The 15,669-nt window shown below is 42.5% G+C and carries 11 protein-coding genes; 6 read left to right on the top strand and 5 right to left on the bottom strand.

Annotated features, from left to right (window positions below):
* Positions 1-57 precede the first annotated feature (57 nt).
* Complete coding sequence (locus JOD17_RS09380; RefSeq protein ID WP_204697273.1) at positions 58-1,491, top strand: sodium:solute symporter family protein; 1,434 nt, start codon at positions 58-60, stop codon at positions 1,489-1,491.
* The gene (locus tag JOD17_RS09375; RefSeq protein ID WP_204697272.1) at positions 1,488-3,116 is read left to right on the top strand and encodes an amidohydrolase; all 1,629 of its coding nucleotides are present in this window, start codon (positions 1,488-1,490) and stop codon (positions 3,114-3,116) included. The genes JOD17_RS09380 and JOD17_RS09375 overlap by 4 nt, the downstream gene beginning before the upstream one ends.
* Positions 3,117-3,189: 73 nt before the next feature.
* Here JOD17_RS09375 and allB read toward each other — a convergent pair whose 3' ends face one another.
* The 5 genes from allB to JOD17_RS09350 form a co-directional block, all read right to left on the bottom strand.
* A complete protein-coding gene (allB, locus tag JOD17_RS09370; protein ID WP_204697271.1) occupies positions 3,190-4,611 on the bottom strand; it encodes an allantoinase AllB in 1,422 nt (473 codons plus the stop codon).
* A gap of 33 nt (positions 4,612-4,644) precedes the next feature.
* Entirely contained in the window at positions 4,645-5,883 is a 1,239-nt protein-coding gene (locus JOD17_RS09365; RefSeq protein ID WP_204697270.1) for a Zn-dependent hydrolase, read from the bottom strand.
* A 65-nt stretch (positions 5,884-5,948) separates the two neighbouring features.
* The gene (locus JOD17_RS09360; RefSeq protein ID WP_204697269.1) at positions 5,949-7,556 is read right to left on the bottom strand and encodes an ABC transporter substrate-binding protein; all 1,608 of its coding nucleotides are present in this window, start codon (positions 7,554-7,556) and stop codon (positions 5,949-5,951) included.
* Between the two features lie 19 nt (positions 7,557-7,575).
* Positions 7,576-9,006, bottom strand: a complete 1,431-nt coding sequence (locus JOD17_RS09355) for an amidohydrolase family protein (protein ID WP_204697268.1) — start codon at positions 9,004-9,006, stop codon at positions 7,576-7,578.
* Between the two features lie 96 nt (positions 9,007-9,102).
* Positions 9,103-9,777: a DUF1028 domain-containing protein gene (locus JOD17_RS09350; protein WP_239575402.1), complete on the bottom strand. Its 675-nt coding sequence runs from the start codon at positions 9,775-9,777 to the stop codon at positions 9,103-9,105.
* 257 nt (positions 9,778-10,034) lie between these two features.
* Between JOD17_RS09350 and JOD17_RS09345 the strand changes: the two genes are divergently transcribed.
* The 4 genes from JOD17_RS09345 to JOD17_RS09330 all read left to right on the top strand — a co-directional run bounded on the left by JOD17_RS09345 (position 10,035) and on the right by JOD17_RS09330 (position 15,669).
* Positions 10,035-10,799: an IclR family transcriptional regulator domain-containing protein gene (locus tag JOD17_RS09345; protein WP_204697267.1), complete on the top strand. Its 765-nt coding sequence runs from the start codon at positions 10,035-10,037 to the stop codon at positions 10,797-10,799.
* 309 nt (positions 10,800-11,108) lie between these two features.
* On the top strand, positions 11,109-12,530 hold the full coding sequence (locus JOD17_RS09340; protein WP_204697266.1) for an amidohydrolase: 1,422 nt from the start codon (positions 11,109-11,111) through the stop codon (positions 12,528-12,530).
* A 20-nt stretch (positions 12,531-12,550) separates the two neighbouring features.
* On the top strand, positions 12,551-14,083 hold the full coding sequence (locus JOD17_RS09335; RefSeq protein WP_204697265.1) for an AbgT family transporter: 1,533 nt from the start codon (positions 12,551-12,553) through the stop codon (positions 14,081-14,083).
* 443 nt (positions 14,084-14,526) lie between these two features.
* Entirely contained in the window at positions 14,527-15,669 is a 1,143-nt protein-coding gene (locus JOD17_RS09330) for a S8 family peptidase (protein ID WP_204697264.1), read from the top strand.

The following is a 15,669-nucleotide window of genomic DNA, read 5'->3' as shown; positions in this document are numbered from 1 at the left end:
TATAGCAATAGTGAATGATCAAAACAAAACGCTCCAAAGAGTGAAAGGATGACTTCCATGTTTAACGATCAAGAAATGATGATCATTACGATTGCTGTAATTGTGTACTTTTTCTTTTTGTTCGGCTTTAGTATATGGGTAAGTCGAGGTGTCAAAACCTACGATGATTATAATGTTGCTGGTCGTGGCGTGCGAATGTTTTCACTTATTCTTACGTTTGTTGCGACAGCAATCGGTGGGTCGATTTTACTCGGTTATATGACGAGTGGGTATGAAATCGGAATGGGCCAACAATGGGCGAACATCGGGATCTTTATTTTCTCCGTTGTGCTCGTGTTATTCTTTGCGAAGCGAATTCGTAGGCTCGGTGAGAAGCATAACATGGTCACTCTCGGCGACTTTGCAGCGCTTCGTTACGGTGAAAAAGCACGGCTTCCAACCGTGATTGCCGTATTAATGGCGTACTGTTCCATTACCGGAATGCAATTCGTCTCGATTGCAACCATTTTAAGTTTTACGATGGATGTAAATTTTACTGTCGGAATTATTATTGGTTGGATTTTGCTTACAATTAAAACGTATTTTGGCGGGTTAAAAGCTGTCGTCTTACAAGATGCAATTCACGGGACCGTTCAAACCGTCGGAATCTTCCTGCTTTTCTTTGTTGTGATGTATTATTCGGGTGGATGGCAAAATGTTGAGCAAAATGCAAGAGAAGCTGGAGACGGCTGGATGTTATCGCTCACTAGTTTACCGACGCAGGAAATTTTTGTTTTCTTACTTACAATCGGAGCGTATCAATGTGTACGTCAGGATTTATGGCAACGTTTCTGGGCAGCAAGTTCTGAAAAAACGATGAACGTCGGTTATTGGATTTCAATTGTTCTGATGACATTAACAGGCATCGTTGTCGTCTTAATAGGAATTATGAGTTTACATGGGTTGAATATGACGATTGACCCTTCACTCGTTTACTATGAAGTGGTCGGAGAAGTCTTCCCATTCCCACTCGTATTACTGATGATTCTTGCGTTACTTGCAACCGTAATTTCAACGGCTGACTCATTCTTCATCTCAGGTGCTTCGTCAATTGTAAATGACATTATTGGTCCGAGAGTGAAGAACCCAAGTAATCAAAAAATGCTATTTTATAGTCGCGTTAGTGTTGGAATTGTATCCGTCATTGCGCTTTTATTAGCACTATATATCCCGCAACTTGTCAGTTTGTGGGTAACGGGAACCGCTATGCTTGTGTCGGGGATGCTAGCTCCTATTATGGTCGGTCTTGTCTGGGGTGGCGTCACGAAGGTTGCTGGTCTCGCTTCCATGTGGAGTGGTCTAGCAACCGCGATTGGTTGGCAATTGCTCGATCATCCATTTGGTTTACATCCAGTTTTTGTCGGGTTACCACTGTCTATTATTGTGTTGTTTGCGGTCACATTCATGACGAGTAACCTAAATCAAAGTGCGAACAGGAGTGAAGCGCTATGAAGTTAGTTGCAGATCTAATCGTCACAAACGCGAAGGTTTATTCAATGGAAGTAGAAGGAGATCATGCTGATAGTTTTGCTGTAAAAGATGGACGCATCCTTGCGGTAGGATCTATTGATAAGATTGATGAATTGAAAGGCTCGAACACAGCAGTCTACGATGCCGATTCGAAAGCGGTGCTACCGGCATTTATCGAAAGTCATGCTCACCCTCTTGATTTTGCAAAAAAACAACTAGAGTTGGATCTTAGACCGAGAATAACCCCGAATCGTGAAGCCGTAATTAAAGCAATTAAAGAAGAAGTCGCCAAAAAGCAAAAGGGCGAGTGGATCATTGGAGCAGGTTGGGATGAGAATTTAATGGAAGGAAAGCGTTTTGTCACGATGGCGGATCTTGATGAAATTGCGCCTGAACATCCGGTGTTCTTGCTTCGGACGTGTGTACACAACGCCATGGTGAATACGAAGGCCTTTGAATCGAGTGAGATTGCACTTGATGCGAATGACCCTGAAGGTGGTTCGTTTGAGCGCGATGAATCTGGAACGTTAACAGGTTATGTGATGGAAGACGCGATGAGTGTATTTAAGACACCAACGTATTCAATTGAAGACACGAAGCGGGCCTGGAAAATTGCCGAAGAGATTTTCCTAAGTTGGGGAATTGCCACGATCAATGACATGGCAACAGGCAAAGAAGAGTTCAAAGTGTACCAGCAACTACAAAAAGAAAACCGACTACGCTTAAATGTTGGCATGTGGTTATGGGGACGTACGCAAATGAGCCGGACAGGATTGCAAGAAGAAATCACGACCTTAGGCATTGAATCTGGCTTTGGTAATGAGCAATTAAACGTTCAAGGCATTAAATTTATGATCGATGGAAGTGTTGGAGGCAAAACGGCAGCGGTAGCTGAACCTTTTGAAGGGACAGCTAACAATTACGGAATTGTCTACTTGAAACAGAGTGAATTAAATGACCGCTTCAAAAAAGCGATTCAAAATAATTTGCGAATTTCTGTTCATGCCATCGGTGAGCGTGCACTTGAAATGGCGCTTCAAGCGTTCGAATATGCAGAGATACAGAAGTATCCACATATAGAGAGGCACCGTATTGAACACGCGATCTTACCAACAGAAGATCACCTAAAGCGAATGCAAAAGCTTGGCATTATTGCGGGTTCTTCCATCGGTTTCCTCTATAGTATTGGTGATGGCTACGTGAACAATTTAGGACACGAACGCGTAAAGCGCGCGTTTCCACACCAGAAGTTCAAAGCATACGGGATTGTAGCTCCTGGAAATTCCGATTTGCCAGTAACGGAAGGGAACCCTTTTCTTGGTGTCTACACAGCCGTTACGCGCACGACGAGTAGCGGAACGAAAACCGATCGTACCGAAAGCTTATCTGTATACGACGCATTATGTGCTTACATGGTTGATGCTGCATACGGCAATTTCGATGAACACAAGCGTGGTACATTAACCGTAGGAAAGAAAGCCGACTTTATGGTCGTCTCGCATGACCCGTTTGTTGTCCAAGAAGAGCAACTTAAAGACATCCAAGTAATCGCAACCTACGTGGAAGGTGTAGAACAGTATCGAGTCGGTGAGGAAGTGAAGGTTTAAACAATGTCGTGCAAAGATAAAAATTGCAATAAAAAACAGGGTCTAGTTCAATAAATACTAGACCCTGTTTTTGTTAGTTAAACGGTAACGATTGCTTTCTCTTTTTTGTGATAAGTTTGCCTTGACCTGGTTTTCCAAAGAGCTTCCCATCATTCATAACCATCTGACCACGAACGATCGTTTGAACTGGCCAGCCTTTTATTTTTTTGCCATGATACGCGGTCACTTTACTTTTACTGTGCAGTTGTTCTCGGTCGATCGTTCTTTCTTTGTTCATATCAACAATTGTAATGTCCGCATCGCTTCCAGGTGTGAGGCACCCTTTTTGAGGATGCACACCAAAAAGTTTGGCAGGTGTAACAGATAATAAACGGGCAACGTCTTGTAATGAGAGTTTACCTTCAGTAACGCCTTGTAACATAAGGGGTACTAGTGTCTCGACTCCGCACATGCCAGCAGGAATTGACCAAAGTCCCCCATTTTTTTCTTCTTCGGTATGAGGAGCGTGATCTGAACAAACGTGAGAAATCGTTCCATCCGTAATCCCTTGCCAAATGCGCTCTTGATCGCTTTTGTATTTAACGGGTGGGTATACTTTCATATGTGGTCCGACACGAGCGAAGTCTTCATTGCTCAAAAACAAATAGTGTGGGCATGTCTCTACAGTGATAGGTAACCCTTCCGCTTGGGCATCTCGAATGAGGTCAAGTGCATCACCTGAACTAATATGTAACACATGGAAACGCACACCGGTTTCACGTGCGAGCTCAATGCCGGTTTTAACAGTAAGTACTTCTGCAAGAGCTGGTCGTGTTGCGATGAGGTCTTCATAACTTTTACCTCCGCGAGCTTCTACTTTTTCGGTTAATGTTTGAATTAGATCATTATTCTCAGCATGTACTGCGAATACTTCGCCCGTCTTCTGTACTTCTTGCATCATCGTATATACGTCACCATCTTGAAATGGAGGAATAACGTCTTCCATTCCAGGTTTGTAGTTGTACATGAGCTGGTATGTTTTTGCGTGTACTGCGTACCCCCAAAAAAATTTGAACCCAATAACGCCTTTTTGTTGAAGTGAAGGTAAGTGTTGATTGTTTAAATCTCCAACACATATTCCCCAAAGTGCGAAATCTACAAATGCTTTTTTGCTTAAATTTTCGACTTGACGATCAAAGTTCTCAGCGTGATTCACAGGTGGGGAAGTGTTCGGCATTTCAAATACCGTTGTAATTCCCCCGGCTGCTGCAGCGCGAGTGCTATGAATAAAATCCTCTTTATACGTTGGACCTGGATCCCTTGAATGAATATGGGTGTCAATAAAACCTGGAAAAACGTAATGACCAGTAGCGTCAATCGTTTCGAGACTATCCCCTGTAAGTTGTTCATGAGTCACTGCGCTAATTTTTCCTTCACGAATGTAGATGTTTGCTTTGTATTGCTCAGTATCTGTCACAATCGTACCATTTTCTATTTTCATATCCCATGTTGTCATGGTGAACGCCTCCTGAATGGTTAGTTGATCTTGTTAGCGTGATGCTTCTCGCCTAATGGCAGTAATTAAGACGTTTGTGCCTGCTGCAATTTGTTCTACCGTTGAGTATTCGGTTGGGTCATGACTGACACCATTTTTGCATGGGACAAAAATCATTCCAGTAGGCCAGAGTTTAGCCATGTTCATCGCATCATGACCAGCACCACTTGGCATGTTTTCATAATTAATATCGATTTCTTCACAAGCACTCTGTAATCGTTCTTGGATATGACGTTCAATGACAATGGGAATTTCTTTACTTAGAACGTCAATCTCGCAGGTCACACCTCGGTACTGCTCAATCACATAAGCTTTTTTGCGGATTTGTTGGTGTACGCGTTGCTTGGAAACCATACTTGTACTTCGAATATCAACGTAAAGCGTGACTTCACCAGGAATCACATTCATAGAGGCAGGAGTTACTTCGCAAATCCCAACGGTGGCTACCGTTTTATTGATGGCCTCAAGCTTGGCAGCGTCTTCTACGAATAAAATCATTTCAGAAGCAGCGACGAGTGCGTCTTTTCTTCGCATCATCGAAGTTGTACCGGTATGGTTTGCCTGACCTTGAAACGTCAGTTTTAATCGTGTAGGTGCGGCAATCCCGTTTACGATTCCAACGGGAACGTCTAAGCTTTCGAGCTCAGGGCCTTGTTCAATATGTAATTCAAAAAACGATTTAATGTCTGTCTTTGAACGACAGGCTTTTTCAACAACTTCAGGATTTAACTTACATCGGCGTAGTGCCTCTGCTAGGCTGACGCCATCTTGGTCAGTTAGTGTCGACATCTTATCAATTGGGAATTCCCCGATCATCGCTTTGCTGCCGAGCGTAGCGACGCCAAAACGTGAAGATTCCTCGCTTACAAAAGCAATCAGTTCAATAGGATGGTGAGGTTGGATACGATGTTCATTGAAAAGGGCTACGACTTCCAAGCCCGCGACGACTCCTGCGGTTCCGTCAAATTGCCCGCCATTTCTTACAGTATCGAGATGCGAACCGATGGCAACGACAGGTTGAGTATCATCACTTCCTTTTAATCGAGCGATCGTATTGCCAACAGCATCTGTTTGAACAGTCATCCCTAAAGAAACGGCTAGTTCAGAAAAGGTGTGATGAGCTCTGCGCTCATCTTCGGTATAGGCAAGACGGTTCATGCTCTGATTTGTTGAGATCGGAGTTCCATTTAACTTGCAAAAATACGATTCAATGCGTGACGTCGATGCTTGCATTACAGTCACCTCAATTCTAAATTTCTTCTATCGATGAATAGAAAAAACCCCCTACGGGGTTCTCCCTATTCATCTTTTGTAACGTTCCATAATATCGGTCCAATTAAATCACGATAGTTTTCAATAGATTCACGATGTGCGACGAAGTTTTGTTTGTTACCGATTTTACTGATTGGTAAGTAGTCCCATACCGCAAGTTGTAATTCGTCGACATACGGTTGTGCATCTTCAATTGTACTTGCTTGTGTAATGTTCTTTAGCGCCTCATCAATCTCATCGCTTTCTGTCCAACCAGGATAACTCGACTCAGAACTTAAGAATGGGTATTGATGGAGGGTTGGGCGAACAGCAAAGTCAACAACGAACAGGTCAAAGTTTTCTGGGTTATCACGTGCTTCTTCAAAGGAAGCCCAGTCATAGACGCTCAGTGATGCATTAAGCCCAATTTCTTCTAGCGCTTGTTGTGTATAGATGGCAATATTGTATAAGTTATCCACTTCACTTGTTGCTAAAATAACAACCTCTTCTCCCGCATACTCAGATTGTTCCACGAGTGTCTTCGCGGCTTCAATGTCATTTTGATTGTAGTTTTCTGAGCCAGCCTCACTATACCAGTGTGATTGATTAGGGTTTGCAAGTGCGGGGTCAAGACTATAAAAACGATCATCACTATACGCGGACATGAGTGCATCGTTCATATTAACCGCAGTATTGACTGCATGGCGAAGTGTGTGATCGCTCAGTGGTCCTTGATCGTTGTTGAACACGTAAGCCATAATGCCCCCATCACTTAAAAACGGTTCAACACCGTCAGACGCATCAATTTGGTCAGAGCTATCTAACGGAAGGTTAAATGCAATATCATACTCCCCAGTTGTAATTCCATTGACCCTCGTGGAGGCATCGGTAATAAAGTTAAAAAACACTTCGTCGACAAGCGCCTCTTTTTCTCCAGCTAGACCACTAGCTTCTCCCTCAGGCGATTGGTAGTCTTCAAATTTTGTTAAATGAACATGTTGATCTATTGACCACTCTTCTAACTGGAAGGGACCCGTGCCGATATACTCGCTAATGCTTGCTGTTCCTGCTTCTTCAGCAATCTCTTTTGGCATAATTGCAGGTAGTGGCGCAACATCAGCAAGAATGTTTGGTCCAATAAGAGTTGCCTCTTGTAAATGTAACTCAACAGTGTTCTCATCCACCTCTACCATCGTTGCATCTGGAAAGTTTGCGAGGCCTTGGCTAGATTGGGTTAACCAACGCTCCATTGAAGCGACAACATCTTCAGCAAGCATCGGTTCTCCATTATGGAAAGTAACATTATCACGTAGAATAAATGTATACACGAGTCCATCATCGCTAACCTCAAAACGCTCCGCTAATGACGGTTGGACTTCATAGTCTTCATCAATGGCAAGTAATTGTTCAAATACATGGCGACTCACATCTCGTGTAGCTGTATGTGGTGTAATATGAGGATCAAGCGTAGCTGGGTTTGTTCCATAGCCTAAGTTCAATGTTCCTCCTGATTCCACGTCGTCAACTGTTGCTTCTTGGTCATTTGCAGACTCGCTTTCTGTATTTGACGATTCACTCTCACTGTTACCACAAGCGGTCGTTAATGCTAGCGCACTTAACCACAAGGCCATCGTCGATTTTCTCGTCTTAATCATCGTTTTACCCCCAAGTTAATTATAGTTGGCATAGGCTCATATAAGATGCGTTTTTTGAAATTGCAAAATCTTCAGGGCTGATTTTGCTCGTAATGCGATTGGCTTCCTGCTGACACTCATACATTATTTTTTCCTCATCAACGGTTGTATAACTTCCTTTGTAATAAAGTGTCTTACCACTCACCATCACCCGTTCAATTTCATTGCCTCGCGCAGAGTAAATTAGGTTTGGGATATGGTTACGCATTGGTTCTTTAATGACGGGTTGCATCGTTTTATGACTCAAATCAATGAACTGCAAGTCGGCTTTTTTTCCAGGTTCAAGTGATCCCACGTCTTGACCAATCCCAAGGGCGTGTGCACCTTCAATTGTTGCCATTCGTAATACTTGATAGGCGGGAAACACTTCAGGGTCTTGGTGAATGATTTTATTAAAGAGAGCAGTTAATTTCATTTCATTAATCATTTGATTGCAATTGTTTCCTGAGCATTGGTCACTCCCAAGTCCTACATATCCACCAGCTTTTATAAATTGTGCTGCGGGAGGGACTCGACCAGCGATGACTCCAATGGAACCGGAACATAAAATCATGGAGACTTTTGCTTTGGCGAGACGGTCAATTTCTTCATCATTGGCTTCTGTAAGGTGAGCAGCAATGAGTCGCTCATTCAGAAAGCCTCGCTCTTCTAGAAAATCAATCGACCCTTGACCATAGCGATTCATTATTTGTTCAGTCTCACGCTTACTCTGTGCTACGTGCATATGGATACCGATGTTTTTATCAACGGAAAGCTGACGTACCGTCTCAAGTAATCGTTCACTGAGGAAGTCTGGACCTTGCGGACCGAGCAATGCCGTAATTCGGTTGTCGTCATATCCATGCCACTCTTCAATAAGACGAACATTTTCTTCTAATGATTCTCGTCCTTTTTGTTCGTCAAAAGGATACAAATCACCATCTTTAAGCAAGTGTTGAACATCATCTGGGACCTCTCGAATATGACTTGTAAGTCTAGCTCGAGCCCCCAATTGGCTAAAAAATTGGGCAATCTCATGAATCGGAGTTGAGTAATCAGCAAAAGTTGTTGTACCAGCCGCTAGACCCTCAAGCAAATTCATCTTACTTCCTGCCAATTTCGCCTGATCGTCAAGGTATTTTCTGAAAGGGCCAACCCCTTTGTGCATCCAATTTTTTGTGTCTTGTCCAACCCCGCGAAGCGTTCCCCAATAGGAATGCATGTGACCATCAATAAAACCTGGCAAGACCATTTTTCCTGAGGCATTGATCGTTTCAGAAGGTGAATACTGTTGAATTAAGTCTTTCGTAACACCAACTTCAACAATCTTTCCATTGGCAATTGCGATTGCTCCGTCATCAACAAACCCAACACCTTCACCCGCCATCGTAAACAAATCTGCATGAGTAATTAACGTGTCAATCTTAGTCATCTCACGATCATCCCTTCTATACTTTACGTGATTGATAGAACGGTATTTTTCAAGTCAAATTACTAAACGTTATTTGTGGTTTATGTAGACAACAAACTATAAATTTGGATTCAAAGCCTTTTGACGATAGGTATCTGCGTGGTTTCGCCATACTTCCCATAGGTTTTTCATAGAATTGAGAGGATCGTCACTCCAATCGACACGTAAATCAATATATGGGAATGTGGTATCGGTGTAAATGACAAGAGCGATTGATTTCTCATCTTTCACTTCTCCACCTAGATTAAAACCGATCTCTATTGCGTCTAGTAGACGATCTGGAAAAGATAAGTGATGATTTGTTAGGTATTGTTCTGCCATTGATTTAGGTATTTCAGGGTTGCTAAGGTAATTGCCAACGGTTGCAACATTTTTTTCACAATAGTGACCAGCGTGAGGGCCAAAAGCATTTTCTCCGGTAAATGCATCAGAATGACCATCTTTGTCGACCACCGCTAACTGCCTGTATTCTGGGTATGGGGTTGCTGCTTTCATAGCTCGAAGAGCTGATGAAGCGTCAAACCGATCTTGTAAAATAGTCATTCCAATTCGTGCAAGCCTTGGGTCTGTCATGTTCTGTGAGAGAACAATTCCTGTATCACTTTGACATTGTATGACTCTTGCTCCAACAGCAGGGCTACTCGTTGTAACAATGGCTCCGAATGCATTGGTTTTGTCACAGCGAGCAGCGACAGAAAAAGTCGTTGATACAAAAATTTCAGAGTCAGTCATTTGGTACCTCCTTCTCATCGTTCCATTCAAAGGAACGACATTCCCTTAATGTGAATTTAACTTAACTTAAATTTCTGAAAATGTCTAGATGATTGTAAGATTTTATATCAACTTAGATTTTATTACGTATAAAACGAGGCAGTTAACGATAATTTCCAGAGGTAGATTTTTCTAAATGATTAACTTATAGTGTAGGTTAATTGTAGAGTGTTCCTGTAAGGAGAACGGTGGTCTTGAATTTGTGTGGAGGTGAAACTGTGGAGTGGTTAGATCGTTTTACGATTGTAATGGATTGCGTGAGCGAAGCGACAGTGGATGGAATTGGAATTAGTCAATTGTCACGAGATAGTGAGATTAGTAAGAGTACATTGCATCGAATGCTGAAAAACATGGTTGAAAAGGAACTCGTCGCACAAAACGAGGTTACTAAAAATTATTATTTAGGACCTCGAGCAATGCAGTGGGGGAGTCGTTTTATTCAAAGTCAAGATCCTAGTGAATGGTTAAGAACTTATTGCAAAGATGTTGCAAAAGTCACTGGGCTATACACCTATTTAAGTAAATACCAAGCAAACCAAGTGTATTGCATTTATTCATATCAACCTTCAAACATTCGAAACAACTATTTTGTACGAGTCGGTCAACAAATGCCCGCTCATTGTTCTTCATCTGCTAAGGCAATTCTTGCCTATAAATCAGAATCAGAATTTATAAAGATGGCAGGTGAGGAGCCTTATGAGGTATTCACAAGTCATACAATTCGTGATGCAAGCGCATTGAGTGATGAATTACAAAAGGTAAGAAAAGAACAAATTGCTTATTGTTTAGAAGAAATGGAAACAGGTATTTCAGCAATTTCAGTACCTTTTTTTCATAGTCAACAAGAGACAGATGTGTGTTTGAGTGTCGTTGGTGATAGCAATACCATTCTAAACAATATGGAAGAGATTAAAGTTGAACTAAAAAGCACTGCAAAAAAAGCGAGTCAATATTTACAAAATGCACGAATTTTAGGTGTGTAAAATTAACAAACGCACCGAAGTGTTTATGGTGTGTTTGTTTTTGTGCGTTCGTTATTTATTTGCTTTGAAAAGACGGAGTGAAGTTAAAAAAGCGTGTCAGAAAAGCTACAATTCATTTTTCTTGTTTTCCTTAGTTAGAGCGTAATGATGCTATATTCCGATAGTTAATAGACAGTTCATAATATTACTAATTCACCTGATTTGTTTCACTAAACTAATCTTTATGATAGGATAACTTTAATTTATCGCTTACTATTCAAAAATGAATTAACAACAACAATTTTCTGTTAATAAAAAGGGGTTTTGTGTATGTCAGTACAGCAATTCATAACAAAACATATGGACGATAATCGGTCTGAATACGAAAGAATCGCCAAACAGATTTGGGATACTCCAGAACTTCGCTTTGAAGAGGAGCAATCTTCGAAAACATTAGCGGATTATATTGAATCACAAGGGTTCAATGTTGATCGTGGCATTGCTAACATTGATACAGCGTTTCGTGCGAGCTATGGAAGTGGTGCACCGGTTATTGCGTTTCTTGGGGAATTCGATGCGCTTTCAGATTTAAGCCAAGTTGAAAACGAGACAAGCTATTCTCCGAAGATTCAAGGTGGAAATGGACACGGCTGTGGTCACCATATGCTAGGAACGGCTGCATTAGCGGCAGCCATTGCTGCACGAGATTATATGGTTGAAAACAACTTGCCAGGCACCATTGAGTTCTATGGTTGCCCTGGAGAAGAAGGTGGCTCAGGCAAAACCTTTATGGCTCGTGAAGGTGTTTTCGATAACATTGACACAGCCATTACTTGGCACCCTGGAACATTCAATACCGTTTGGGCGTTTGAGACATTGGCAAATTATCAAGTGTCGTTTAAGTTCAAAGGCAAAGCTTCGCATGCAGCAGCGAGCCCGCACCTTGGTAGAAGTGCATTAGATGCGGTTGAATTAATGAATATTGGCTCTAATTATTTACGTGAACATATTGAAGAAACATCCCGACTGCATTATGCCATTACGAACACAGGTGGTATTTCACCAAATGTTGTGCAGCCGGAGGCGGAAGTTCTTTACTTAATGCGTGGAACGACGGTTCAAAAGGCGAAGAATGTATTCGAGCGTGTTCAAAAGATTGCCGAAGGTGCGGCACTTATGACGGAAACTGAATTGGACGTCCGTTTTGACAAAGCTTGTACGAACTATGTTCGAAATCACACGCTTGAAGAAGTGATGAACAACGAAATGGCAGCGTTTGATGAACCGAAATTTACAGATGAAGAAAAAGCACTTGCAAAAAAATTCTACGACACGTTGAGTGAAAGTGAGCAACAAAGCGCCGTTGAAGAAGTGCGAAAGGTATCTTCAGAATCACTACCAACAGATCTACCAGAACTAGCCATTCCATCAACACCTGGCGAGAAGCGTCTAGCAGGTTCTACGGATGTTGGCGATGTGAGTGCGATTGCCCCAACGGTACAGTGCTATACAACGTGTTACGCCTTTGGAACGCCGATGCACACGTGGCAAATGGTCGCACAAGGGAAGACGTCGTATGCAATGACGGGGATGCTTTATGCGGCGAAGTTAATGTCAGGAACAGCGGCTCAATTGCTTCACCACCCAGAGAAGATTGCAATGGCTAAAGAAGAGTTAAACGAACATTTAGGCGGTAAGCCGTACGAATGTCCAATCCCAGAAGGGATTACACCAACGAAAATTTCACACTAAAATCATCGAGGTGAATTGCTATGCAACCAAATTCTTCATCGGTGATGAATCGAATTCTTAACCGAGTTGAATGGCTTGGGAATAAGTTACCCCACCCATTTATCTTATTTGTTTATCTAGCAGTCGCAATTATTATCATTTCATGGATTGTTAGTCTGTTCAGCGTCTCTGTTGAACATCCGATGAGCGGGGAAACCATTGAAGCGAAGAGCTTGTTCTCTGGCGAAGGTGTATTGTTCATGATTGAATCAATGATCACGAACTTCACCGGTTTTGCGCCATTAGGGTTAATTTTAACGATGATGCTCGGAATTGGGCTTGCGCAACAAGTCGGTCTTTTTGATACGCTTATGAAAGCGACGATTATGCGTGCACCAACTGCACTTGTTACGTACGCAATTATTTTTGCTGCTGTTCTCGGTAACATCGCTTCAGATGCAGCAATGATTATTATACCTCCGCTTGCAGCGATGGTATTCTATTCCTTAGGGCGAAATCCGATTGCAGGAATGTGCGCCGGGTTTGCCGGGGTAACAGCAGGGTTTACAGCGAACATCTTAATTGCAGGTACAGATGCACTTTTGGCAGGGATTACTACGGAAGCGGCACGCTCCCTGGATCCCGATATTCTCGTAACACCAGTTGATAACTGGTTCTTTATGAGCGTATCAACATTCATGGTCGTACTCGTTGTAGGTTTGGTTACGACGAGAATTATTGAACCAAGACTCGGGAAGTTCGATGAAAGTTATGCAGAGCCGGCAGTGTTAAACGAATCTGCAGAAAAACCAAAGCGAAAAGAAATGTTAGGTTTGCTTTATGCTGGGATCGGTACAATTGTATATATCGGAATCGTACTCGCATTGATTTTACCAGAGGGATCGGTATTCCGTGGTGAAGGCGGTTCATTTATTCCGTCACCATTCTTATCGAACATCGTTCCGTTTATTTTGATATGGTTTATCGTTGTTTCTGTTGCATACGGTGTCACGGTTGGTTCGGTTAAGAAACCAGGCGATGTTCCAATGCACATGACAGAAGCGATGAAAAGCATGGTGCCATACATCGTTCTCGTGTTTGCAATTTCACAATTTATTGCGTACTTTAACTGGACGAACTTAAGTACAATTCTTGCTGTTAACACGTCCGAGTTCCTCGAAGGGATCGGATTTACAGGCTTAGGATTAATGGTCGCATTTATCATTCTTGCAACCTTATTGAATCAGGTCATTACGAGTGGTTCTGCGCAATGGGCATTAATGGCTCCTGTTTTTGTTCCGATGCTTATGCTTCTCGGATATGATCCAGCCTACGCGCAACTCGCTTATCGAATCGGTGATTCAGCGTCTTCCGTATTAACGCCTTTGAATCCTTACTTAATTATGGTTCTCGGTTTTATGAAGCGATACGATAGCCGATTAGGTTTAGGAAGTATTATTTCATTAATGATTCCATACGCATTCTTCGTACTTGCTGTTTGGATCGTTCTATTCGTGATTTGGACATTACTTGGCTTGCCGATTGGTCCAGGTGTAGACATCTATTTGGATTAAAGAATTCATAGTCCGTCCCTCTGTCAGTAGAAACAGGGGGGCGTTTTTATTTGGGATCTATCAGTGCTCTGATCAAGGTTAGTAGACGAAATCTTTGTCGCTAAACCGTTCACATGGCGCTTTTAAGAGGAAAAAACCTAAAAAAACGGCTAGGCATTACGAATGGTTTTACTTTTAAGAAAAAAGGCTACCAAGGCAGAAAGTCTCGTTATCTTAGAAAAACATTTCAATGGTTTATATATCAGGGGTTAGAAGCTCATATTTCCATATTTATACCAGTTGGAATGTAAGTGATTAGTCCTGAGAAAATCTAGTCTTAAGGAATTAGAAATGCTAAATCTGTTGATAGATCAATAGGTCAGTCTATTTTTTATATTTTAACAATTTAAAAAACATGCTATTCTTTTCGTGAGGGTACTAATCCATTAGAGGAGTGAGAATCTATGAAGAAGCCTTGGAAAATGCTATCTACTACAGCAGTTTTTGCGACCGCATTCGGTGTCAGTGTATCAGCGGTTAACGCCGCAGAGGATGAGAAAGCGCAGTACTTAATTGGGTTTGATGACATCACAATGGCCACAGAATTCGTAGATGAACACGAAGTGTCCGAAGACCAACTTGTTGCAACATCATCAGGAGAAGACATCGATATTGACGTGTTGCATGAATTTGAACACATTCCGGTATTATCTGCAGAGCTTGAGAAAGAAGACGTCACTGAATTGAAAGAGAACGACGCGATTGCGTATATTGAAGAAGATATTGAAGTAACGATCTCGCAAACGATTCCTTGGGGAATTGATCGTGTTAATGCACCCGCTGCTAATGCAAGTGGTGTGACAGGAAGCGGAGTAAGTGTTGCGGTCTTGGATACAGGCATCTCTACACATGAAGATTTAAACATTCAAGGTGGCGAAAGCTTCGTTCCTGGTGAACCAGGAATTGATGATGGAAATGGACACGGTACACATGTGGCAGGAACCATTGCTGCACTTGATAATGATACGGGAGTTGTCGGCGTATCACCTGACGCTGACCTATACGCGGTCAAAGTGCTCGGTTCCGATGGATCAGGGAACATTAGCTCCATTGCTCAAGGGCTTCAGTGGGCAGGGGAAAACGGTATGGATGTTGCCAATATGAGCTTGGGAAGTCCACTGCCGAGTCCAACACTTGAACAAGCCGTTGATGAAGCGACGGATCGTGGCGTGCTTGTTGTTGCAGCATCTGGGAATTCAGGTGCATCATCGCTTTCTTATCCTGCAGCCTATGACAATGCAATGGCTGTCGGTGCAACAACTCAAAGTGACGCGCGTGCTAGCTTCTCACAATATGGAGCAGGCTTAGATCTTGTCGCTCCTGGGGTTGGCGTTGAAAGTACGTATCCAGGTGGAGGCTACCGTAGCCTTGATGGTACATCGATGGCAACACCTCACGTAGCAGGCGTTGCAGCACTTGTACTTGAACAAAACCCATCATGGTCACCACAACAAGTACGTAGTCACATTAACGATACAGCTACGGATCTTGGTGATACGAATCAGTTTGGAAGTGGTCTAGTAGATGCTGAATCTGCAACAGATTAA

This window comes from Geomicrobium sediminis, assembly GCF_016908595.1.
GTDB lineage: Bacteria > Bacillota > Bacilli > Bacillales > Marinococcaceae > Geomicrobium_A > Geomicrobium_A sediminis.
Note: the sequence above shows the minus strand (reverse complement) of the source record. Positions and strands in the feature narration are given on the sequence as shown.